This window comes from Streptomyces sp. ISL-43, from assembly GCF_018614195.1.
GTDB lineage: Bacteria > Actinomycetota > Actinomycetes > Streptomycetales > Streptomycetaceae > Streptomyces.
In genome coordinates this window covers 43,924-67,089 of record NZ_JAGGOT010000070.1, presented here as the reverse complement: position 1 = coordinate 67,089, position 23,166 = coordinate 43,924, and the positions used below count along the sequence as shown (strand labels likewise).

The 23,166-nt window shown below is 69.8% G+C and carries 20 protein-coding genes; 18 read left to right on the top strand and 2 right to left on the bottom strand.

Annotated features, from left to right (window positions below; genetic code table 11):
* The first annotated feature begins 184 nt into the window (after nucleotides 1-184).
* Entirely contained in the window at nucleotides 185-640 is a 456-nt protein-coding gene (locus J7F03_RS33885) for a pyridoxamine 5'-phosphate oxidase family protein (protein ID WP_214956355.1), read from the top strand.
* 50 nt (nucleotides 641-690) lie between these two features.
* Here the strand turns inward: J7F03_RS33885 and J7F03_RS33880 are convergent, their stop codons facing one another.
* Entirely contained in the window at nucleotides 691-1,425 is a 735-nt protein-coding gene (locus tag J7F03_RS33880) for an SDR family oxidoreductase (protein WP_214956354.1), read from the bottom strand.
* A gap of 313 nt (nucleotides 1,426-1,738) precedes the next feature.
* Here J7F03_RS33880 and J7F03_RS33875 point away from each other — a divergent pair, with 313 nt between their 5' ends.
* The 5 genes from J7F03_RS33875 to J7F03_RS33855 all read left to right on the top strand — a co-directional run bounded on the left by J7F03_RS33875 (nucleotide 1,739) and on the right by J7F03_RS33855 (nucleotide 11,822).
* Nucleotides 1,739-7,816 (top strand): ricin-type beta-trefoil lectin domain protein, encoded by a 6,078-nt coding sequence (locus J7F03_RS33875; protein WP_251072897.1) that lies wholly within the window; start codon nucleotides 1,739-1,741, stop codon nucleotides 7,814-7,816.
* A gap of 114 nt (nucleotides 7,817-7,930) precedes the next feature.
* Nucleotides 7,931-8,683 carry a barstar family protein gene (locus J7F03_RS33870; RefSeq protein ID WP_214956352.1) on the top strand — a complete coding sequence of 251 codons (753 nt, stop codon included), beginning with the start codon at nucleotides 7,931-7,933 and terminating at the stop codon, nucleotides 8,681-8,683.
* Nucleotides 8,684-8,881: 198 nt separating this feature from the next.
* Nucleotides 8,882-9,499, top strand: a complete 618-nt coding sequence (locus tag J7F03_RS33865; RefSeq protein ID WP_214956350.1) for a dihydrofolate reductase family protein — start codon at nucleotides 8,882-8,884, stop codon at nucleotides 9,497-9,499.
* 162 nt (nucleotides 9,500-9,661) lie between these two features.
* Entirely contained in the window at nucleotides 9,662-10,582 is a 921-nt protein-coding gene (locus tag J7F03_RS33860) for a DMT family transporter (RefSeq protein ID WP_214956348.1), read from the top strand.
* A gap of 55 nt (nucleotides 10,583-10,637) precedes the next feature.
* Nucleotides 10,638-11,822, top strand: a complete 1,185-nt coding sequence (locus J7F03_RS33855; protein ID WP_214956346.1) for a cytochrome P450 — start codon at nucleotides 10,638-10,640, stop codon at nucleotides 11,820-11,822.
* Nucleotides 11,823-11,874: 52 nt separating this feature from the next.
* Here J7F03_RS33855 and J7F03_RS33850 read toward each other — a convergent pair whose 3' ends face one another.
* Nucleotides 11,875-12,879 carry a Gfo/Idh/MocA family oxidoreductase gene (locus J7F03_RS33850; RefSeq protein ID WP_214956344.1) on the bottom strand — a complete coding sequence of 335 codons (1,005 nt, stop codon included), beginning with the start codon at nucleotides 12,877-12,879 and terminating at the stop codon, nucleotides 11,875-11,877.
* A gap of 229 nt (nucleotides 12,880-13,108) precedes the next feature.
* Between J7F03_RS33850 and J7F03_RS33845 the strand changes: the two genes are divergently transcribed.
* The 12 genes from J7F03_RS33845 to J7F03_RS33790 all read left to right on the top strand — a co-directional run bounded on the left by J7F03_RS33845 (nucleotide 13,109) and on the right by J7F03_RS33790 (nucleotide 23,114).
* On the top strand, nucleotides 13,109-14,119 hold the full coding sequence (locus J7F03_RS33845; protein WP_308380075.1) for a sugar ABC transporter substrate-binding protein: 1,011 nt from the start codon (nucleotides 13,109-13,111) through the stop codon (nucleotides 14,117-14,119).
* Complete coding sequence (locus J7F03_RS33840; protein WP_214956343.1) at nucleotides 14,116-15,177, top strand: ABC transporter permease; 1,062 nt, start codon at nucleotides 14,116-14,118, stop codon at nucleotides 15,175-15,177. The genes J7F03_RS33845 and J7F03_RS33840 overlap by 4 nt, the downstream gene beginning before the upstream one ends.
* Complete coding sequence (locus J7F03_RS33835; RefSeq protein ID WP_214956342.1) at nucleotides 15,177-16,043, top strand: ATP-binding cassette domain-containing protein; 867 nt, start codon at nucleotides 15,177-15,179, stop codon at nucleotides 16,041-16,043. Before J7F03_RS33840 ends, J7F03_RS33835 begins: the two co-directional genes overlap by 1 nt.
* Nucleotides 16,044-16,059: 16 nt before the next feature.
* A complete protein-coding gene (locus J7F03_RS33830) occupies nucleotides 16,060-17,220 on the top strand; it encodes an ROK family glucokinase (RefSeq protein WP_214956341.1) in 1,161 nt (386 codons plus the stop codon).
* Complete coding sequence (locus tag J7F03_RS33825; RefSeq protein WP_214956340.1) at nucleotides 17,217-17,804, top strand: hypothetical protein; 588 nt, start codon at nucleotides 17,217-17,219, stop codon at nucleotides 17,802-17,804. Before J7F03_RS33830 ends, J7F03_RS33825 begins: the two co-directional genes overlap by 4 nt.
* 29 nt (nucleotides 17,805-17,833) lie before the next feature.
* Nucleotides 17,834-18,466, top strand: coding sequence for an MBL fold metallo-hydrolase (locus J7F03_RS33820; protein ID WP_214956339.1), 633 nt, complete (start codon nucleotides 17,834-17,836; stop codon nucleotides 18,464-18,466).
* 30 nt (nucleotides 18,467-18,496) lie between these two features.
* A complete protein-coding gene (locus J7F03_RS33815) occupies nucleotides 18,497-19,276 on the top strand; it encodes an exodeoxyribonuclease III (RefSeq protein ID WP_214956338.1) in 780 nt (259 codons plus the stop codon).
* 71 nt (nucleotides 19,277-19,347) lie between these two features.
* On the top strand, nucleotides 19,348-19,791 hold the full coding sequence (locus J7F03_RS33810; protein WP_214956337.1) for a DUF6278 family protein: 444 nt from the start codon (nucleotides 19,348-19,350) through the stop codon (nucleotides 19,789-19,791).
* A gap of 107 nt (nucleotides 19,792-19,898) precedes the next feature.
* Entirely contained in the window at nucleotides 19,899-20,642 is a 744-nt protein-coding gene (locus tag J7F03_RS33805; protein WP_214956335.1) for an amino acid ABC transporter ATP-binding protein, read from the top strand.
* An 11-nt stretch (nucleotides 20,643-20,653) separates the two neighbouring features.
* Nucleotides 20,654-21,574 (top strand): glutamate ABC transporter substrate-binding protein, encoded by a 921-nt coding sequence (locus J7F03_RS33800; RefSeq protein WP_214956333.1) that lies wholly within the window; start codon nucleotides 20,654-20,656, stop codon nucleotides 21,572-21,574.
* Nucleotides 21,575-21,591: 17 nt separating this feature from the next.
* A complete protein-coding gene (locus J7F03_RS33795; RefSeq protein ID WP_214956331.1) occupies nucleotides 21,592-22,236 on the top strand; it encodes an amino acid ABC transporter permease in 645 nt (214 codons plus the stop codon).
* Nucleotides 22,233-23,114 carry an amino acid ABC transporter permease gene (locus J7F03_RS33790; RefSeq protein WP_214956329.1) on the top strand — a complete coding sequence of 294 codons (882 nt, stop codon included), beginning with the start codon at nucleotides 22,233-22,235 and terminating at the stop codon, nucleotides 23,112-23,114. Before J7F03_RS33795 ends, J7F03_RS33790 begins: the two co-directional genes overlap by 4 nt.
* Nucleotides 23,115-23,166 lie beyond the last annotated feature (52 nt).

The window sequence follows — 23,166 nt, the reverse complement described above, 5'->3', positions numbered from 1 at the left end:
AACGACTCCTAGAACCCAAGTTGCCGGTGCGCCCCTGCGGCGTTCCCGCCCGTCTGTCCGGCCGCCCGTCCGGCCGCCCGCCCGCCCGCCGGATCCGATCCGGCGCCCGCTAGCCTGCGGACACGGCAAACGGCAAACGGCGTACGGCACATGGCACATGGCACATGGCCTGGGGAGGCGGACGATGACCACCGAAACACCGCGCACGAAGGAACAGCGCCGCGAGGACGCGCTGGTCCGGTTCGAGAACGACGTCGACGTCTGGGTGGCCACGGCGGACGCGGAGGGCGTCCCGTGCCTCGTACCCCTCTCGTTCCGGTGGGACGGCGAGACGTTCCTGCTGTCGACCGGGCGCACCCTGCCCACCGGGCGCAACCTCGCCGCCAACGGCCGGGTGCGCCTGGCCTTCGGCCTGACCCGCGACGTGGTCCTCGTGGAAGGCGCCGTGACCCGGCTGGAAGCGGCGGAGCTGGCGCCCGGCGAGATCGAGGCCTTCGCGGCCCACTCCGGCTTCGACCCGAGCGGCCTCAAGACGCCCTACCCGTACTTCCGGGTCGAGCCGGTGTGGATCCAGGCCTGGCGCGAGGCCGACGAGATCGCGGGACGCGATCTGATGAAGGCAGGCCGCTGGCTGGTCTGACACCCCGACGGGGAGGGCCGGGGCCGCATGAGTTGCCGGCCCCGCACGCCCTATGCGGCGTGGCCGCCGTCCACCGAGAACTCGGCGCCCGTGACGTACGCGGCGTCCGGGCCCGCCAGGAAGGACACCATGGCGGCCACCTCCGCGGGGGCGGCGAAGCGGCCCAGGGCCGTCATCGCGGCCTGCGGCGCCGCGTACGGGCCGTCCGCCGGGTTCATGTCGGTGTCCACCGGCCCCGGGTGGACGAGGTTCGCGGTGATCCCCCGGTCGCCCAGCTCCCGTGCCAGGGCCTTGGTCAGCCCGGTCAGCGCTGACTTGCTCATCGCGTAGAGCGTGCCGCCCGGGCCCGGGACCCGCTGGGTCATACAGGTGCCGATGGTGATGATCCGCCCGCCCGGGCCCATCCGGCCGGCCGCCGCCTGGGAGGCCAGGAAGGCCCCGCGCACGTTGACCGCGAGGACCCGGTCCACGTCCGCGAGGGCGAGTCCGTCGAGCGGGCCGAGTACGCCGACCCCGGCGTTGTTCACCAGGATGTCGAGCCGGCCCAGGGCCCGTACGCACTCCTGCACCGCGCCGGCGGCCCGCTCGGCGTCGCCCGAGTCCGCCCGCAGCGCCAGGCCGCGCCGGCCGAGCGCCTCGATCTTGCCGATGACGGCGGCCGCCGCCTCCGCGTCGTCCACGTAGGTGAGGGCGACGTCGACGCCGTCCTGCGCCAGCCGCAGGGCGGTGGCCGCCCCGATGCCCCTGCTGCCCCCGGTCACCAGTGCCACTGTGTTGCTGTCCACGGTCGTACCTCCCGTTGTTTGGTTGCGAGTTCAATGAAATCGCCGGGAGGCCGATGCCGCTGGCGGGAATCCGACCTCGCGTCTCGGGTCCTCAGGAGCACTGGGCGGTCTGCCGTCCGCGCCGTCACCGACGGTCACGGTTGTTCTGCTCCCCCGGGCGGCCCATCCCGCGACCTCGGCGCTCACGAATGGATTTCGATTCGTCGGCGGCTATGGATCTTCGGGCTGGACGGCCGCAGGATTGGCTGGCTATTTGTCAGTTTCCTGCCGGTCCACGTGCCATGGCCGTGGCGGCAGAGCGTGGGGGGTCCGTATGTCGCCGTTGTCGGCGAACGATTTCAGCCTGCCCGGAAACAGGAAGGCACGTGCCTGGCTCGCGCGCCTCGCCGGGCGCGCCGGCATCACCATGTCGGTGATGCTGGTCGCAACTCTTCTGCCCGCGCAGGCCTGGGCGGCGCCACCCGGCAGCCGTAGCGGCGTCGCGTTGCCAGGGCTCCAGGAAGACATCAAGGCGAAGCTCGACAAGGTCGAGGCCGCCAAACTCGAAGGCTGGTCCGGCGTCCCGGCCCAGCCGCCCGCCGGTTACGAGCCGTCGAAGGTGGCGCCTCCGGCCGGGGGCACGGAAAGCGTCGCCCTGAGCGGCGACCAGCTGGTCCAGGTCGGTGCCCTTCCGGTCAGCATCGGCAAGGCTTCCCCGACGGAGGCCACCCCGGCCCCGCCCGCTCCGTCGGGCACCTGGTCCGTGGCCGTCGAGACGCGCACCGCGACCGAGGCCGCCAACGTCGACGGAGCCCTGATCAAGGTCACGCCGCCGGTCGACGGCGCGACTCCCGTCGACGTCCAGCTGGACTACAAGCAGTTCAAGGACCTCTACGGGACCGAGTGGTCGACCCGCCTGGAGCTCAAGCAGCTCCCGGAGTGCTTCCTGACGACTCCGGACCTCCCCGAGTGCTCCGTCTCCAAGGACGTCCCGAGCACCAACGACCCGGCCACCGGTACGGTCCGCGCGACCGTGGACCCGGCCACATCGCCGGGCCAGGGCCTGCGCACGATGGCGCTCAGCGGTGGCGGTGGCGGCCCGATGGTTCTGGCCGCCACCGACGGCGGTTCGGGCGCGGGCGGCACCTACACCGCGACCTCGCTCTCCTCTTCCGGCAGCTGGACGGCCGGTGGCAGCGGTGGCGGGTTCTCCTGGACCTATCCTCTGAGCGTTCCGCCCACACCGGCCGGCCCGTCCCCGAGCATCGCTTTCTCGTACTCCTCGCAGGCCGTGGACGGCAGGACCTCGGCGGCCAACGGTCAGGCGTCGTGGATCGGTGACGGCTGGGGCTACGAGCCGGGCTTCATCGAGCGCCGCTACCGCTCCTGTGCACAGGACCGCAAGGCTTCGTCGGGTACACCGAACACCGCGAACAGCGGTGCGCATGACGCCACTGAGCAGTCCCAGACCCGCACCCGTTACTTCCGCGGCATGTCCGGCGACGCCGGCCGGCCGAAGGTCACCTTCAAGGACTCCACCGGCACAGAGGATCTCGGGGAAGACCTGCCCCAGTTGCAGGGCCTCGCCGCCGAAACCATCACGTACACCAAGGCGGGCGGCACCGTCGCTTCCCGGCAGTTGACCTGGCCGTGGAGCCAGAAGACGGCCACGCGCTCCAGGGACGGCACCACTCCACTGGAGGCGTTCCGCTCCGGCACCCTGCGCACCGACTCCCTGGAGTCCATCAGCGAAGGCCGGACCCGTCTCGTCCGTTCCCAGAACACGTACGACGAGGGCTACGGCCTGCTGGCGAAGACCCAGATCGACGCGATGACGTCGAACGGCACGGGCTGGACCACGTCCGAGACGAGCTGCACCGCCACGACCTACGTCCACAACCCGGCCGGCAACCTCATCGGGTTGGCCCAGCAGGTGCGCACCACCGCCGGCGACTGCACGAAGACCGCGACGGGCGTCGTCCTTTCCGACACACGTACCTCGTACGACGCACTCGACGCGTTCGGCACCGCCCCGGTGAAGGGTCTGCCGGTCCAGGTCGACACCAACGACGCAGCCGGCACCGGCTGGATCACGTCCAGCCGCACCGAGTACGACGCGCTGGGCCGCGCGGTCAAGGTCTACGACGCCGCCGGCAACTTCACGAAGACCTCCTTCAGTCCGGCCGTCGGCACCGCCTTCAGCACCACGGCGACCAACCCGCTCAATCACAGTGCGACCACCAAGGTCGATCCGGGACGCGGCAGTGTCCTGCAGATCACCGATGCCAACAGCCGGAAGGTGAACTCGGCTTACGACAACCTCGGCCGCGTCACCTCGGTCTGGACCCCGTCGCAGACGCCGTCCGTCAACAAGCCCGCGTACAAGTTCGACTACCAGATCTCCGAGCACGAGCCTCCCGTCGTCACGAGCAGCACGCTGCGGGACAACGGCACCTACGAGGCTTCTGTCGCGATCTTCGACGGATTGCTCCGGCCGCGCCAGACCCAGAAGGAAGGCCTGGGCGGTGGCCGTCTGATCACGGACACGCTCTACAGCTCCAACGGCACCGTCAGCCGCACCAACGACAACTACCGGGCGGAGGGCGAACCCGAGAAGAAGATCTTCGTTCCCGAGACCGACTTCCACGTCCCCCACGCCACCAAGACCGCGTACGACGGCCTGGGGCGCATCGTCCGCTCCACCACCGTCTACAGCGACGCGGCGGAGACGCCGAACTCCACCACGGTCGAGTACGGCGGCGACTGGACCCTCACCCGTACGGGCATGTCGGCCGGCACCGTGCCGAGCCCGCTCCAGGGCAGCCGCGCCGTCAAGACCACGACGGACGACCTGGGCCGGACGACGTTGGTCCAGCACGCCGTGACCACCACCAGCCCGCTGACCTGGAGGGACACGAAGTACGAATACGACGTCCGGGGCAAGCTGACCAAGGTCACCGACCCGGTGTCGAACAGCTGGAAGTACACCTACGACAGTCGCGGCCGGATGACGTCCTCCGACGACCCCGACATGGGCAAGTCGAGCTCCACCTACAACAACCTCGACCAGCAGGCCTCCACGACGAACTCGGCCGGCGTTTCCCAGTTCTCCGTGTACGACGCCCTCGGTCGCACGACCGAGGTGCGCTCGGACACCGCGGACGGCACGCTCCTCGCCTCCTGGACCTATGACACCCTGCCCGGTGCCAAGGGCCTGGCCGTCGCCGCCACCCGGTACTCGGGCGGGGCCGCGTACAAGAGCGAGGTCACCGGCTACGACTCGGAGTACCGGCCGACGGGGTCGAAGATCACGATCCCGGACGTGCCCGCCACCAAGGGCCTGGCGGGCACCTACGCCTACAGCACGACCTACACCCCGACGGGCAAGGTCCAGTCGACCAACCTCCCCGCCACCCCGGGCGGATTGGCCGCCGAGAAGCTGATCACCCGCTACGACGCCGACGGCATGCCCCAGACCATGTCGGGCAAGGCCTGGTACACGGCCGAGACCGTCCACAGTCCCTTCGGCGAGGTCCTGCGAACCGCCTCGGGCAGTGCCCCGAACCGCGTGTGGGCGACGAACCGGTACAACCCCAGCACCGGCCGGGTCACCGAATCCACCAGCGACCGCGAGACCGCCGACTACAACCGCCTCTCCCAGGTCTCGTACAAGTACGACCCCGTCGGAAACGTCAACTCGATCACCGACACCCAGCCAGGCGGCCGTGTCGACCGCCAGTGCTTCGCCTACGACGCACTGGGCCAGCTCACCGAGGCCTGGACCGGAAAGACCGAGGCCTGTGCCGGCCCCGGCGGTCCCACACTGGCCGACGTCACCCCGGGCCCGGACGGTGACGGCTACTGGCAGAAGTACCAGTTCGACTCGATCGGCAACCGCACCAAGCTCATCGACAAGGACCTCACCAGTGAGGCCCTGGACGACACGACGACTTACACCTACGGCGTGAACATCGCCGGCAACGGCACCCAGCCGCCCGTCACGATCCAGCCGCACGCCCTGGTCAAGACCGAGAAGGCCACCGTCAAGCCGGGGTCCACGGTCAACTCGCTCTCCACGTACACCTACGACGCGGCCGGCAACACCAAGAGCCGCACCATCGGCGGCGACACCCAGAACCTCACCTGGGACCGGCAGAACAAACTCACCTCCGCCTCGAGCCCCGGCGTCGGTGCGGTGGCGGTCACCGGCCTCGCGGGCAAGTGCCTCGATGTCGCGGAGGGCTCCGCGGCGGACGGCACGGCCGTGCAGCTGTGGCCGTGCAACGAGACCCGTGCGCAGCAGTGGCGCCTGACCGGCGACACGGTTCGCGCGCTGGACAAGTGCCTGACCGCGGACGGTCTGTACGCCCGTCTCTCCACTTGTGACGGGAGCGCCAAGCAGAAGTTCACCTACCGCACCGGCGACAAGACCCTCTACAACGCGGCGGCGGGCGGCTGTGTCACCGTTCCCAATGACAACTCCGCCGACGGCACCGACCTGCACATCTTCACGTGCGCCGCGAACGCGGCCGCCCAGCAGTGGACGTTCGCCGACAACACCACCTACCTCTACGACGCCGCCGGCAACCGGCTGATCGAGGAGACGGGTTCGAGTCGCACTCTCTCCCTCGGCGAAGCCGAGATCACCGTGGACAAGGCGGGCCAGGCCGTCAGCGCGGCCCGCTACTACACCAGCCCGGGCGGTCCGACGACCGTCCGGACCACCGAGGGCAAGGCCACCGGCCACAAGCTCAACGTGCTGCTGACCGACCACCACAACACGGCCACGGTCACGGTCGAGCAGAGCGCCGGACAGAAGGTCACCCGGCGCAAGAGCGATCCGTACGGCAACCAGCGCGGTGCCACGGCGTCCAACTGGCCCGGCAGCCGCGGGTTCCTCGGCAGCGGCGTCGAGGACACCAACACCGGGCTGACCCACATAGGCGCCCGCGAGTACGACGCGTCGACCGGCCGGTTCATCAGCGTCGACCCCGTCATCGACATCACCGACCCGCTACAGATGAACGGGTACACCTACTCCAACGCCGACCCCGTCAACCGGTCCGACCCGTCCGGCCTGTGCCAGGGTCGTGACCCGCACGGGTCCGGCTGCTCGGCAGCCATTCCGGGGAAGGTCTACGTAACTCCTGACAACCCGGCTACCACCCGGCCCCCGAAGGGCGACTCCGGTGGAACCTCCACCGTGGTCGTACAGAAGAGCGGGAAGTCCGTTGTCGTAAACAGTGTTTACATTCCCACGCACAAAGAGCTGGTGGCGCAGTACAAGTGGGCCAGCTCGAAGCACACCTATGCCCAGGACCTCCAGACATGGACGCGTTCGCAATGCCAGCCCACCTCGATGTCAGAAGACAGAGCGTCCTTCTGTGACGTGGCGGGAAGTATGGGCTGGATGGGTACCACCGCGGACGTCGACATGCTGGAGGTCGTAGGTCTGCGAGACCCGTACGACTGCGTCATCGGCGGTGAGGGTGGCGCTTGTAAGGATGCGGCCACAGGTCTGGCGATCGATGCGGCGATCGCGGCTGCCACTTGGGGCGTAGGGAAGGCCGGCAAGGTCGTCTTCAAGATGATCAAGGCGGGGCTGAAGAAGGGGGACTCGATCCCCATCGAATGTCTGACGGACATGGCGGCCAACAGTTTCCCGGCCGGAACGCTCGTCCAGCTCGCTGACGGTTCGGTCAAGGCGATCGAGGATCTCGAGAACGGGGACGAGGTCCTCGCCACCGACCCGGAGACGGGGGAGACCACAGCCCAACCTGTCGTCGCCGGCATCGCCACCGAAACGGACAAGAACTACGTCGAACTGACGCTGGCCGCGAATGGCGCCACCGCCTCGGTGGTCACTACGGGTCACCACCCCGTCTGGTCGGAGTCCGAGCAGGCCTGGATCGATGCCGCTCAGCTCCGCCCCGGCATGACGCTCCGAACGGATGAGGGGGATTCGGTCGCTCTCGCGGCCAGCCGTGCCTTTGAGGCACGTCAGCGTACTTATAACCTCACTGTCGCCGAAGTTCACACGTACTACGTGCTGGCCGGCGATATCCCAGTCCTGGTCCACAATGCCAACACCCCCAAGACGTGCCCGAAGAATGGTCTGAACCTCTCTTCGAAGCTCCCCGACAAGATGCCCGACAACATTGCGGCCGCATATGATGCCGTAAAGCGGGGAGAGCTCCCGTCTCACGACACCTATTCGGGTCGTGAGCACCAGTCGTGGGCGGGCGCCAAGGAGTACAGGGTTCCCGGGGATCCTGGCGATAAGCAGCGGATCCTGGTCATCGACTACGGCAACGGGGTCAAGAAGATGGGATGGACGACCACCCACTATGAGAAGATCCAGCAGTTCGGGGCACCGCACTTCCCGGACTCTGGATGGGTGGCGCCGAAGTGACGGCTGGATGTTAATCGTGTGACGGTCGGCCAGTCTCCTCTGTGGGGAGACTGGCCGACCGCATTCCCGGCAAGACTGTGCTGGGTGGCGCGCTCATCGATTGGATTGACGGAAATGAATCCCGACGACACGATGGTTCCCATGTATCGGATCGCTGACAAAGGTTCCCGAAAGGTATTGGTGGAGGCGGAGGGTATTCTGGGATTTTTCGTGGATCAGGATGATCCGGAGTTGGGGACGGTGACCCTTGAGGGGGCGCGCCGCGTCGACTGGGGTAAAGGGAGGTCCGAAAATGCAGAGCTGCATATTGTGAATTTTCGTCACGAGGTGATCGGGGTGTACGATCTTGGGCTCACTCGCCTCGCCTACTCCGAGGCCGGTACGGGCAGCGGCGAGAAGGCGAATGACGTGTGTTCGTTCCAGGGATATACGTGCGAATATCCGCGAGCCGGTGAAGTCTGGCGCCGATGGGCCTCACCGGAGCCGCTTCGTCTGGGTGAATGGGCCGCCCGTACGGTCGAATATCACAAGAGTTGGCTTCATGTAGCCCAGACGGCCTGGTTTACCTCTCACCGGGGCGTTGTGAGGTGCGAGGACGGCTGCGGTGTATCCCTTGAAGGGCGGAGGATGCTAGACAAGAGCAGCTTCTACTGCGAGTTGGGTGAAGCCGCGAATGGGGCTGGCGGATATTTCGGATCAAATCTCGATGCCCTTGCCCATTGTCTCTCGGCGAACCAGGCGATCAAGCCGCTGCTCTCCGTTGAATGGCGAGACTTCTCGGCATCGCGCGAATTCTTGGGTGACGTGTTCGTATCGCGGGTGATCGAAGTCCTGAAAGAATTCAACGTCGAGGTTGATTGCCGATAGGCGGTGCGGGCGGGCGCACCGTTCGACGAGGCCGTGCCCAGAGGAGAGAACGGCAGCGACCGTGCCGCCACCCACACCGCGCTCGCTCGCTCGCCGGCACGGAAGCGATGGTGGACTCTCGCGTGGCGTCGCGACGAGTTTCGCGGGGTCCGGGAGTCTGAATCCGCGTAGTGACCATCGAACAAGGAGCGCGGAGCCATGGGCAAGCTGACCCTCACCACCTTCCTGACCCTCGACGGCGTGATGCAGGCCCCCGGCGCGCCGGACGAGGACCCCAGCGGCGGGTTCGAGTACGGCGGCTGGCTGGTGCCGTTCGCCGACGAGGGGATGGGGGAGTTCATGACCGAGGTCTTCGACCGGACCGGGGCGTTCCTGCTCGGGCGGCGGACCTACGAGATCTTCGCGTCGTACTGGCCGCAGCACGACGACCCCGCGGACCCGATCGCGAGCAGGCTGAACAAGCTGCCGAAGTACGTGGCCTCGACCACCCTCGAGGAGCCGGCCTGGGGCCCGGCCACCGTGATCGACGGGGAACAGCTCCAAGCCGAGGTCGTACGGGTCAAGGACGCACTGGAGGGGGACCGGGAGCTCCAGGTGCACGGCAGCGGGCAGCTCGCGCAGTGGCTGCTCGCCCGGGACCTGGTGGACGAGCTGAACCTGCTGGTCTTCCCGGTGTTCCTGGGCGCGGGCCGCCGGCTGTTCCCGGTCGGCGCGCTGCCCACGTCGTACGAGGTCCTCGGCTCCCGCACCACATCGAGCGGCACCGCCATCCACACCTACCGGCCCACGGGCCGCGCCGCCTTCGGCACCTTCTGAGCCGGGCGGTGGGCGTGTGCGCGAGGGCACGCCGGCCGGGCCGGTCACGGGGTCGACCAGGGCGCGGGATAAGCCCTCGACCGGGTCGATCACGCTCCGGTAGCGTGAGCGCCCCCGTGCGAGCCAGCGACGCCTCCACTTCCTCCTGCCGCTGGAGTCCCGGTGTCCACCCTCGCCGCCCCCGCATCCGTCACGGCCCCCGCCCCCCGCCGGGCCTGGCTCGCCGATCTGCCGGTCCTGCTCGTCGCCGTCGTCTGGGGCGGCAGCTACCTCGCCGCCAAGGGCATCACCACCACGCACACCGTGATCGCGGTGCTCGTGCTCCGGTTCGCCCTGGTCCTGCCCGTGCTCGTCGTCGCCGGGTGGTCGCGGCTGCGCGCGCTCGGTGCCGCCCAGCTGCGCGGCGCCGGGGTGCTGGGACTCGTACTCGGCGGGATCTTCCTGCTGGAGACCTACGGAGTCGTCCACACCTCCGCCACCAACGCCGGGCTGATCATCAGCCTGACCATGATCTTCACCCCGCTGGCCGAGTCCGCCGTCCGCCGCACCGCACCCTCGACGGCCTTCCTCGGCGCCGCCGCCGTCTCCGTCGCCGGGGTCGTGCTCCTCACCCAGGGCGCCGGCTTCACCGCCCCCAGCCTCGGCGACCTGCTCATCCTCGGCGCGGCCCTCGCCCGGACCCTGCACGTCCTGCTCATGGCCCGGATCAAGGCGGTCCAGGACGCGGACTCGCTCTCCCTGACCACCGTTCAGCTCGGCAGCGCGGTCGCCGTGTTCGCCGTACTGGCCGCGCTGCCCGGCACCGGCGCGAGCCCCTGGGCGGCCGCCGCGGACTTCGGGGCCGCCGAGTGGGCCGGGCTCGCCTTCCTGTCCGTCTTCTGCACCCTCTTCGCGTTCTTCGTGCAGATGTGGGCCGTGCGCCGCACCTCGCCCTCCCGGGTCAGCCTCCTGCTCGGCACCGAACCCCTGTGGGCGGCCGCCGCGGGCATCGCCATCGGCGGCGAGCACCTCGGCGCGGCCGGGTTCGCGGGAGCCGCGCTGGTGCTCGCGGGTACCGCCTGGGGGCGGCGCGCGGCTGGCTGAACGATTGGCCGAAACCGGCTCAAGTCGAGCTCGACTCCCGGTCTAGGGTGACCGCATGCCAGTCCTGGACCTCAGTACGATCGCCGAAGACTTCAACGAAAACCCGTACCCCCACTACGCGCGCCTGCGCGAGGACGGACCCGTCCACCGCGTGAAGGCGGCGGACGGCCAGGAAGTCTGGCTGATCGTCGGCCACCAGGAGGCCCGCCAAGCCCTCACCCACCCCGGGGTGTCCAAGAACTGGCTCACGTCGGGGCTCTACACCGACCGGGAGCAGACCGAGGCCAGCGCCAACATGCTGCGCGCCGACCCTCCCCACCACACCCGGCTGCGCCGGCTGGTCTCCCGCTCCTTCGCCCCCGGCCGGATCGAGAGCCTGCGCCCGCGCGTCCAGGAGATCGTCGACGGGCTGCTCGACGGCATGGAGGCCCTCCCCGAGCGCCGCGCGGACCTGATCGACGCCTTCGCCCAGCCGCTGCCCATGACCGTGATCTGCGAGCTCCTCGGGGTTCCGGCGGCCGACCGCGGCGTCTTCCACGACTGGATCACCGGGGTCGTCTCGCCCACCGGGGTCGAGTCCGAGAACGCGGCCCAGCGCGCCATGACCGCCTACATGGCCGAACTCGTCGACTCCAAGATCGCCGACCCGGGTGAGGACCTGCTCAGCGACTGGGTCACGAGCCGGGGGGACGACGGGGACCGGCTCTCCCGGCAGGAACTGGTCGCCATGGCCTTCCTGCTGATGGTGGGCGGGCACGAGACCACCGTGCACCTGGTCTCCAACGGGATACGGGCGCTCCTCGCCCATCCCGACCAGCTCGCGGCCCTGCGCGCCGATCCGGCCGGACTGATCGACGGCGCCGTGGAGGAGATCCTGCGCTACGACGGCCCGGTGGAGACGGCCACGTTCCGCTACGCCAGCGCGGACCTGGAGATCGGCGGCACCTTCATCGAGGCCGGATCGCCCGTCCTGGTCTCCCTCGCCGGCGCGGACCGGGACCCCGCCCGCTTCGAGGACCCCGACGCCTTCGACATCCGCCGCCCCGGCCGCGGCGGGCACATCGCCTTCGGGCACGGCATCCACCACTGCATCGCCGCCCCGCTGGGCCGGCTGGAGGGCCGTATCGCGATCCGGTCCCTGCTGGAACGCTTCCCGGACCTCGCGGACGAACCGGCGGTCTTCGAATGGGCGCCCGGGACCCTGGTCCGGGGAACGACCCGGCACCCGGTGCGCTGGTAGCGGGCGGGGCGGGGCGGAGATGGGGGACGGGATGCCGGGAGGCCTGCGGGGCTCACAGGTCGGGCAGCTCCTCCAGCCGGACCACGCGCCGCTCGCGCCGCGAGAGCTCGCAGGCCTCCGCGACGCGCAGCGCGGCGAGCGCCTCGGCCCCGTTGCACGGATTGGGGCCCTCGCCGCGCACGAGGCGTACGAAGGCCAGCAGCTCGGCTTCGTACGCCGGGCCGAAGCGCTCCAGGAAACCGGACCACGGCTTGCTCGCCGGGGGCGGGCCGTGCGGTTCGGTCGAGGCGATCGGCGTACGGTCGTCCAGCCCGGTGGACACCTGGTCCAGCTCCCCGGCCAGCTCCATCCGCACGTCGTAGCCGGCGCCGTTGCAGCGCGTACCGGTACTGGAGACCAGGGTCCCGTCGTCCAGGGTGAGGACGGCGGCGCCGGTGTCGATGTCATCCGTCTCCCGGAACCGGGAGGGGCCCGCGTCCGACCCGGTCGCGTACACCGCGGCCACCTCGTGCCCGGTCACCCAGCGGACCATGTCGAAGTCGTGCACCAGGCAGTCCCGGTACAGCCCGCCCGAGGTGGCCAGGTACGCGGCCGCGGGCGGCGCCGGATCGGCGGTCGTGGTCCGTACGGTGTGCAGCCGGCCCAGCGCGCCCGAGCGGACCAGCTCGCGCGCCGTGCCGTATCCCGCGTCGAAGCGGCGCATGAAGCCCAGCTGGAGCTCCCCGCCGACCGCCGCCACCTCGCGCAGCACCGCCAGGGTGCGGTCCAGGTCCGGGGCGATCGGCTTCTCGCAGAACACCGGCAGGCCGCCGCGGACCGCCCGGACGACGAGCTCCGCGTGCCCCTCGGTGGCGCAGGACACCACCAGCGCGTCCACGCCCCAGGTGAAGACCTGCTGGACGGTGGGCGCGGCCGTGGCGCCGAGCCGGTCGGCGAGGCGCGCCGCCCGGGCCGGGTCGGCGTCGGCGAGCAGGAGCGAGCCCGCGTCCGCCTGGCGGGCCAGGGCCGCCGCGTGGAAGGACCCGATCCGGCCCGTCCCTATGAGCCCGATGCGCATGCACTCAACGTGACCCCGTCCGGGGGACCTGTCAATCTGCCCGGCTGCGTACCGATGAGTCCGTGATGGCCCCGATGACCTTGCATGGTGCACTGTGACGGATACTGGGCGGTTGCGGCCGCCGGCACACGACAGCCCGGGCGGGCGCGGCGCGAGCGGCGCGGACGAGCCGCGGCGGCCGCGGGACGGCGCCGGGACAGTGGTGGGACGAGCGAAAGGCACGGCAGACGTGGCTAGGGTCAGGACAGGGGTACGCGTCGTGGGCGCGGTGCTCGCGGCGGTGCTGGGCGCCTCCCTCGTGGGCTGCAGCAGCACGGGCGGCAAGCGCGCCGAGGACCGGGCGAAGGCCGAGGCGGCGGGTCGGCCCGCGGTGTCCACTCCGCGCTGGACCTTCGCGATGGTCACCCACGCGGGCGATGGCGACACCTTCTGGGACATCGTGCAGAAGGGCGCCAAGGAGGCCGCGGCGAAGGACAACATCAACTTCGTCTACGCCCACGACGACCAGGCACAGCAGCAGGCGCAGTTCGTCCAGAACGCCATCGACCAGAAGGTCGACGGGCTGATCGTCTCCCTCGCCAAGCCCGAGGCCCTCAAGGACGTCCTGGCCAAGGCCGTCAAGGCCGGCATCCCGGTGATCACGGTCAACTCCGGATCGGCCCAGTCCGCCGAGTACGGGGCGCTCACGCACATCGGCCAGGACGAGGTGATCGCCGGCGAGGCGGTCGGCACCGAGCTGACCGCGCGCGGAAGGAAGAAGGCCGTCTGCGTCCTGCACGAGCAGGGCAACGTCGGCCACGAGCAGCGCTGCGCCGGCGCGAAGAAGACCTTCGGCGGCTCGCTGGAGAACCTGTACGTCGAGGGCACCAACATGCCGTCCGTCCAGGCCGCCCTCCAGGCCAAGCTCCAGGCCGACCCGTCCGTCGACGCGATCGTCACCCTGGGCGCGCCCTTCGCGCCCACCGCCGTCAAGGCCAAGGAGGCGGCGGGCAGCAAGGCGGAGGTCGACACCTTCGACCTGAACGCCTCCGTGGCCCGCGACCTGAAGTCCGGTGCGCTCGGTTTCGCCGTCGACCAGCAGCCCTACCTCCAGGGCTACGAGGCCGTCGACCTGCTGTGGCTCTACCGCTACAACGCCAACGCGCTCGGCGGCGGCCGCCCGGTCCTCACCGGGCCGCAGATCGTCACCGCCGACCAGGCGGCCAAGCTGGAGGAGTTCATCAAGCGGGGCAGCCGATGAGGCCCCCCGCACCCGCTCCGGCCGGCCCGGCCCCCGCCTCCGCCGCCGACGAGCGGCTCGCCCCCACCTCGCTGCTGCGCCGCCTGCTGGGCCGGCCCGAGCTGGGCGCGGTCGTCGGCGCGGCCGCCGTCTTCGTCTTCTTCTCCTTCGCCGCCGACAGCTTCCTGCGGGCCTCCAGCCTGAGCACGATCCTGTACTCGGCCTCCACCATCGGCATCATGGCCGTCCCGGTGGCCCTGCTCATGATCGGCGGCGAGTTCGACCTGTCCGCCGGTGTCATGGTCACCACGTCGGCGCTGTTCAGCTCGATGTTCAGCTACCAGATGACGGCCAACGTCTGGGTCGGCGTCCTGGTGTCCCTGCTGGTCACCCTGGCCATCGGCTTCTTCAACGGGTTCATGCTGACCCGCACGAAACTGCCGAGCTTCATCATCACGCTCGGCACCTTCCTGATGCTGACCGGCCTGAACCTCGGCTTCACCAAGCTGATCAGCGGCTCGGTCTCCACCAAGACGATCGCGGACATGGAGGGCTTCGCCTCCGCCCGCACCCTCTTCGCCTCGCAGTGGACCTTCGGTTCGGTCACCCTGAAGGTGACCATCCTGTGGTGGCTGGTCCTGGTCGCCGTGGCCACCTGGATCCTGCTGCGCACGCGCGCCGGCAACTGGATCTTCGCCGTCGGCGGCGGGGCGGACGCGGCCCGCGCGACCGGCGTCCCGGTCGTGAAGACCCGTATCGGCCTGTACATGGGCGTGGCCCTGTGCGCCTGGATCTCCGGACAGCACATCCTGTTCTCGTTCGACGTCGTCCAGTCGGGAGAAGGCGTCGGCAACGAGTTCCTCTACATCATCGCGGCCGTCATCGGCGGCTGTCTGATGACCGGCGGCTACGGCTCGGCGATCGGCTCCGCCGTGGGCGCCTTCATCTTCGGCATGACCAGCAACGGCATCGTCTACGCCCAGTGGAACCCGGACTGGTTCAAGTTCTTCCTCGGCGCGATGCTGCTGCTCGCGACGCTGCTCAACGCATGGGTCCGCAAGCGGGCGGAGGCGAAGTGATGACCGCGACCGGTACCGGGACCACCGGCGGCGCCACCGCGCCCGCCCTGGTGAAGCTGACCGACGTCAGCAAGTACTACGGAAACATCCGCGCCCTCCAGGGGGTCTCCCTGGAGGTCTCCGCCGGCGAGATCACCTGTGTCCTCGGCGACAACGGCGCCGGCAAGTCCACCCTCATCAAGATCATCGCGGGGCTGCACCGGCACGACGCCGGCACCTTCGAGATCGAGGGCGGGGAGACCGCGCTCGCCAACCCGCGCGCCGCCCTCGACCACGGCATCGCCACCGTCTACCAGGACCTCGCCGTGGTCCCGCTCATGCCCGTCTGGCGCAACTTCTTCCTCGGCTCCGAGCCCACCAAGGGCCGCGGCCCCTTCCGCCGCCTCGACGTGGAGCTCATGCGCGCGACCACCCGGGCCGAGCTCCTGCGCATGGGCATCGACCTGCGCGACGTGGACCAGCCCATCGGCACCCTGTCCGGCGGCGAGCGGCAGTGCGTGGCCATCGCCCGCGCCGTCCACTTCGGCGCCAAGGTCCTCGTACTCGACGAGCCCACCGCGGCCCTCGGCGTCAAGCAGTCCGGCGTGGTCCTCAAGTACGTCGCGGCCGCCCGCGACGCGGGCCTCGGCGTGGTCCTGATCACGCACAACCCGCACCACGCGTACCTGGTCGGGGACCGTTTCGTCCTGCTCAAGCGCGGCACCATGGCGGGCAGCCACACCCGCGACTCGATCACCCTGGACGAGCTCACCCGGCAGATGGCGGGCGGCTCCGAGCTCGACGAGCTGAGCCACGAACTGGAGCGAGTGGCAGAATCAGGACCCGACAGCGCATCCGGCACCACATCCGGCACCACCGCACCATGAGGGACGACACGAGTCGATGAGCACGTACCGGGACTTCACGCTCGCCCACCGGGGGGCGGCGCGAGGCACCGTCCTGCGGACCATCGGGACCCGTGAGCGCAGGTCGCACCTGACCGCCCCGCGCGTTCCGACCGTCGGCATCGACATCGGCGGTACCAAGGTGATGGCCGGCGTCGTGGACGCCGACGGGATCATCCTGGAGAAGATCCGGACCGAGACCCCGGACAAGTCCAAGAGCCCCAAGGTCGTCGAGGACACCATCGTCGAGCTGGTCCTGGACCTCTCCGACCGGCACGACGTGCACGCGGTCGGCATCGGCGCCGCCGGCTGGGTCGACGCCGACCGCTCCCGCGTGCTGTTCGCCCCGCACCTGGCCTGGCGCGACGAACCGCTGCGCGACGCGCTCCAGTCCCGGCTCGCGGTCCCGGTCATGGTCGACAACGATGCCAACACGGCGGCCTGGGCCGAATGGCGCTTCGGCGCCGGCCGCGGCGAGGACCACCTCGTCATGATCACCCTGGGCACCGGCATCGGCGGCGCCATCCTCGAGGACGGCCAGGTCAAGCGGGGCCGCTACGGGGTCGCCGGCGAGTTCGGCCACATGCAGGTCGTCCCCGGCGGCCACCGCTGCCCCTGCGGCAACCGCGGCTGCTGGGAGCAGTACAGCTCCGGCAACGCCCTGGTCCGCGAGGCCCGCGAGCTGGCCGCCGCCGACTCCCCGGTCGCGTACAACCTCATCGCCAGGGTCGGCGGCAACGTCCACGAGATCACCGGGCCGCTCATCACCGAGCTGGCCCGCGAGGGCGACGCCATGTGCGTCGAGCTCCTCCAGGACATTGGCCAGTGGCTCGGCGTCGGCATCGCCAACCTCGCCGCCGCCCTCGACCCCTCCTGCTTCGTCATCGGCGGCGGCGTCAGCGCCGCCGACGACCTGCTCATCGGCCCCGCCCGCGACGCCTTCCGCCGCCACCTCACCGGCCGCGGCTACCGCCCCGAGGCCCGCATCGCCAAGGCCCAGCTCGGCCCCGAGGCCGGCATGGTCGGCGCCGCCGACCTCGCCCGGCTCGTCGCCCGGCGGTTCCGCCGCGCCACACGCCGGCGCGTCGAGCGCTACGAGCGCTACGCGCAGTTCGGCCGGCGCGACGCCACCGGCCCCGAAGACCAGGAAAAGCAGTGACACCGCCCTCCCTGCCCCGCCAGGCACCCTCCCCCGACGAGGGGTCGGCGCCGGTCCCCGCCGAGGACCGCAAGCACGTCGTCAAGCGCCGCTGGATCACCGCGATCATCATCCTGCTGCTCGTCGGTGTCCCCGCGGGCTACCTGGCGATCTCCACACAGCAGAGCCGCGAGAGCGGCCGCGACAAGGCCGCCAGGGTCGGAGCGTCCAAGGTGCGGCCGGGCTGGCCGTCCAAGGTGCAGCGCAGCATCTACGAGGTACCCGTACCGCCGAAGGCCTGGCGGGTCGGGTTCCTGGAGACCAACAACTGGCGCACCAGCCGGCTGTACACGCAGTTCGCGGTCACTCCGCCCGAGCTGGACGCGTTCCTGGCCTCCGTCGGCACCAGCCGGGAGGAGCTGACTCCCGGGGTGTCGATCTCCGAGCACGACACCTCGGTCGCGGGATGGAACTGGAAGTCCAAGACCGGGTGGCTCGGGACCACCCTCGAAGAGGACGACCCGAGGCCCACCCGGGACATCACGGTCGACCTCACGGACCCCAAGGTCTTCAAGGTCTACGTGGTCTCCTCGACCACCCCCTGACCGCCCGGTCGGGGGGCTAGCCTTGGATCATGAAGCTCACCAAGCGGCTGCACTCCTGCGTCCAGCTGGAGAAGGACGGGCGCGTGCTCGTCATCGACCCGGGCGCCTTCAGCGAACCGGACGCCGGCCTCGGGGCGGACGCCCTGCTGGTCACGCACGAACACGCCGACCACTTCGAGGAGGGCCGGCTGCGCGCCGCCCTCGACGCGAATCCGGCGGCCCGGCTGTGGACCCTGCGCAGCGTCGCGGAGAAGCTGGGCCCCGCCTATCCGGGCCGGGTCCACACCGTGGGCCACGGGGACACCTTCACCGCCGCCGGCTTCGAGGTCCAGGTGCACGGCGAACTGCACGCCGTGATCCACCCGGACATCCCGCGGATCACCAATGTCGGCTACTTCGTGGACGGTGCGCTCTTCCACCCGGGGGACGCGCTGACCGTGCCCGGGGCCCCCGTCGACACCCTCATGCTTCCGGTGCACGCACCCTGGAACAAGATCGCCGAAGTGATCGACTACGTCCGCGAGGTCAAGCCGCGCCAGGCCCTCGCCATCCACGACGCGGGTCTGACCGACCTGGCGCTGCCGATCTACGCCACCCAGATCGGCAACCTCGGCGGGGCCGGCTACGACCGACTCACCCCCGGGGACAGCACCAACCTGTGACTGTCGGTGCCGGGCGGTAGGTTGGGCGGTATGCGTATCGCCACGTACAACGTCAACTCGATCACCGCCCGGCTGCCGCGCCTGCTGGCCTGGCTGGAGAGCTCCGGCACCGATGTCCTGTGCCTCCAGGAGACCAAGTGCTCCGCGGAGCAGTTCCCCTACGAGGAGCTGCGCGAGCTGGGCTACGAGGCGGCCGTCAATGCCACCGGCCGGTGGAACGGCGTGGCCCTGCTCTCCAAGGTGGGCCTGGAGGACGTGGTCGTCGGCCTGACCGACGGTCCCGACTACGAGGGCGCCCAGGAGCCCCGCGCGGTCTCCGCCACCTGCGGCGGGGTGCGCGTCTGGTCGGTGTACGTGCCCAACGGCCGCGAGGTCGAGCACGACCACTACGGCTACAAGCTGAACTGGTTCCGGGCCCTGACCACCGCCATCGCCGAAGACGCGGCGGGGGACCTCCCGTTCGCGGTGCTCGGCGACTTCAATGTGGCCCCGACCGACGAGGACGTCTACGACCCGGCGGTCTTCGCGGGCGCCACGCACGTCACCCCCGCCGAGCGGGCCGCCCTGGAGGCGCTGCGGGCCGCGGGCCTCTCCGACGTCATGCCCCGCGCGCTCAAGTACGACCGGCCCTACACCTTCTGGGACTACCGGATGCTCGCCTTCCCGAAGAACAGGGGCATGCGCATCGACCTGGTCTACGGGAACGGGGCTTTCGCCAAGGCCGTCACCGACTCCTACGTCGACCGCGAGGAGCGCAAGGGCAAGGGCGCCTCCGACCACGCGCCGGTCGTCGTCGACCTGGAGCTTTAGCGGGCTCCCGATCTGTCACGGTTCAGGCGCGCCCTGTCGCCCGCCGGGGATCCGGGTGTCAGTCTGGGCTTATGAACATCCCTTTCCTGGCCAACTGGCTCAATCGGCACGAAACGGATCAGGGCGCGAGAGGACTCGCGGCCGCCCTCGCGGACGATCCCGAGGGCGTCAACGAGTTGTTCGCGGAATGCGAGATGCTGCGCGCCCACGCGCGGTCGGCCGGACTGGAACTCGACGAGAGCCCACGCTCGTTGGAGGAGCTCGACCAGCTGATGCCGCGCTGGCGCCGGGATCCGGAGATCACTCCGTGGCTCGGCAACGACGCGGGCTTCTACCTCGGGACCGTCATCATCCGGTCCGTCCCGGGTGCCGGCTGGCAGGTGTGGCCCAACGGCCAGCCGATGATCCGGCTGGCCTCGGGCCGCGAGCTGAACGTGGTCGAGTCGGGCGTGTCCTGGGCGATGACCGGCTCCCCCGAACTCAGCCAGGCGTACGCCGAAGCCTCGGAAGGCTGACCTCGTCGGCCTTTATGTGGCTTTTAGGCGTGTCGCGGTGAAGTGCCCTTCCACGGCTGGATAGTTTGCGCTGACCTCGACACACCGACAAATGGGCAGGGCAGTGTATGGCCGTCGATCCGTTGATCGAGCTGCGGGACGTCAACAAGCACTTCGGACGACTGCACGTCCTCCAGGACATCAACCTCACCGTCGGCCGCGGGGAGGTGGTGGTGGTCATCGGCCCCTCCGGCTCCGGGAAATCGACCCTGTGCCGGGCGATCAACCGACTGGAGAGCGTCGAGTCGGGCACGATCACGCTCGACGGGAAACCGCTGCCCGCCGAGGGCAAGGAGCTCGCCGCACTCCGCGCGGACGTGGGGATGGTCTTCCAGTCCTTCAACCTCTTCGCGCACAAGACCGTCCTGGCCAACATCTCCCTCGCCCAGGTCAAGGTCAGGAAGCGCAAGAAGGAAGAAGCCGACAAGCGCTCCCGGGAGCTGCTGGAGCGGGTCGGCCTCGCGGACCAGGCGGACAAGTTCCCCGCCCAGCTGTCCGGAGGCCAGCAGCAGCGCGTGGCCATCGCCCGCGCGCTCGCCATGAGCCCCAAGGCCCTGCTCTTCGACGAGCCCACCTCCGCGCTCGACCCGGAGATGATCAACGAGGTGCTGGAGGTCATGCAGCAGCTCGCGGCCGAGGGCATGACCATGGTCGTGGTCACCCACGAGATGGGCTTCGCCCGCTCCGCGGCCAACCGCGTCGTGTTCATGGCCGACGGGAAGATCGTCGAGGACCGGACCCCGGAGGCCTTCTTCACCGCCCCCGAGAGCGACCGGGCCAAGGACTTCCTCTCCAAGATCCTCAAGCACTGAGGGGCGGCCCGATGAAGAACCTGCGCGCCCCGCTCCTGCCCGCCTGCGCCCTCGCCCTGCTGCTGCTGGGCGCCGTCACCGGCTGCGGCAAGTCCGGCAGCCCCCCGGTCAAGGGCCCCCAGCCCGAGGACCTCCCCGTCTACCAGGTCGCCACGGGCTTCCGGCTGCCCGACTCGCGCACCTGGGAGAAGGCCAGGAAACGCGGCCGCCTCGTCGTCGGGGCCAAGGAGGACCAGCCGTACATGGGGGAGAAGGACCCCGCGAGCGGCCGCTACACCGGCTTCGACATCGAGATCGCCAAGATGATGGCCGCCTCGCTCGGCTTCGACCCCAAGACCGTGGAGTTCAAGACGATCGCCTCCGCCAACCGCGAGACCGCCCTGCAGAACGGCCAGATCGACTACTACGTCGGCACGTACACGATCAACGACAACCGCAAGAAGCAGGTCGGCTTCGCCGGCCCCTACTACCTCGCCGGCCAGTCGCTGCTCGTACGCAAGGGGGAGACGCGGATCAAGGGCCCCGAGGACCTCGCCGGCAAGAAGGTCTGCTCGGCCGCGGGCTCCACCCCCTACCAGCGGCTCCAGAAGGAGTTCCCCCGCGCCGTCCTCGTCGCCTACGACACGTACTCGGTCTGCGTCGACAACCTGCTGACCTACCAGGTCGACGCCGTCTCCACCGACGACTCGATCCTCCTCGGCTACGCGGCCAAGGTCCCCGAGGAGCTCAAGGTGGTCGGCAAGCCCTTCTCCGAGGAGCCCTACGGCATCGGCGTCCCGCGCTCCGACAACGCACTGCGCTTCGCCCTCGACGACGCCCTGGAGGAGAACGAGAAGAACGGCAACTGGAAGAAGGCCTACGAGGCCACGCTCGGCCTGTCCGGCGAGCCGGCGCCCAAGCCGCCGGCCATCGACCGCTACCCGGCGAGCTGAGGGGAGAGCGCACCGCCATGGACGTGCTCACCGACAACTTCTCGCTCTACGGGAAGGGCTTCCTCGGGACCGTCGAGCTCACGGTCTACGCCTCGCTCGTCGCCCTGGTCCTCGGGTTCCTGATGGCCTCCTTCCGGGTCGCCCCCGTCGGCTCCTTCCGGGTCTTCGGCACCGTCTGGGTGACCATCCTGCGCAACACCCCGCTCACCCTGCTCTTCTTCGCCGTCCTGCTCGGCCTGCCGCGCTTCGGCCTGGTCCTGCCCTTCCAGCTCTTCGCCGTCCTCGCGCTGGGCTGCTACACCTCCGCCTTCATCTGCGAGGCGCTGCGCTCCGGCATCAACACCGTGCCCAAGGGGCAGGGGGAGGCTGCCCGCAGCCTGGGCATGTCCTTCCGCCAGACCCTGGGCACCGTCGTGCTCCCGCAGGCCTTCCGCTCCGTCATCCCGCCCATCGGCTCCACGCTGATCGCGCTCGCCAAGAACTCGGCGATCGCCGGGGCCTTCAGCGTCACCGAGCTGCTGGGCACGTACAAGACCCTCAACGAGCTGGGCTACAGCATCATCTGGACCTTCATCTGGATCGCGGTGGGCTATCTGATCATCACCCTGTCCATCAGCGCGCTGTTCAACGTGCTCGAGAAGCGCTACGGAGTCGCCCGATGACCGCGCACGCGCTCCACGGGGACCCGGAGTCCACCGCGCTCTACGACATCCCGGGCCCCCAGGCCCGCCGCCGTCACTTCCTCTACGGGATCGTCTCGACGGCCGCCATCCTCGGGCTGCTCGGCTGGCTGCTCTACCTGCTCTTCTCCACGAACCAGTTCACCGCCGCCAAGTGGACCCCCTTCGAGTACAAGGGCATCCAGGAGCTGCTGCTCAAAGGGCTCTGGAACACCCTCAAGGCCTTCGCCTACGCCTCGGTGCTCTCGCTCGTGCTCGGCGCGGTGCTCGCCACCGGCAGGCTCTCCGTCCACCGGCCGGTGCGCTGGCTGTCCACCCTGTGCGTGGAGTTCTTCCGGGCCATGCCGGTGCTGGTGATGATCTTCTTCATCTTCGTCGCGCTGAAGGTCCAGCCGCTGCCCGCGCTGGTCGCCGGACTGACCCTGTACAACGGCTCGGTGCTGGCCGAGGTCTTCCGTACGGGCATCAACTCGGTGGAGAGGGGCCAGCGCGAGGCCGCGTACGCCCTGGGCATGCGCAAGACCCAGGTGATGACGTACGTACTGGCCCCTCAGGCCGTACGGGCCATGCTGCCCACGATCATCAGCCAGCTGGTGGTCGCCCTGAAGGACACCTCACTCGGCTTCCTGATCACCTACGAGGAGTTCCTGCACGCGGGAAAGCTGATCGCCTCCAACCTCGACTACGACCTGCCCTTCATCCCCGTCGTGATGATCATCTCGCCGATCTACATCGGGATGTGCGTGCTGCTGTCCTGGTTCGCCACCTGGGTGGCCAGGCGTGAGCGGCGCAGCCCCAAGACGAAGGCGGTCGAGATCGGCCCGGCCGAGCCGGAAACGGTGCTGCCGGGCCGGATCTGACCCGCAGGGCGCAAGCCCCCGAGAGCCACACCCGGCACGGCGGCAGCCGTGG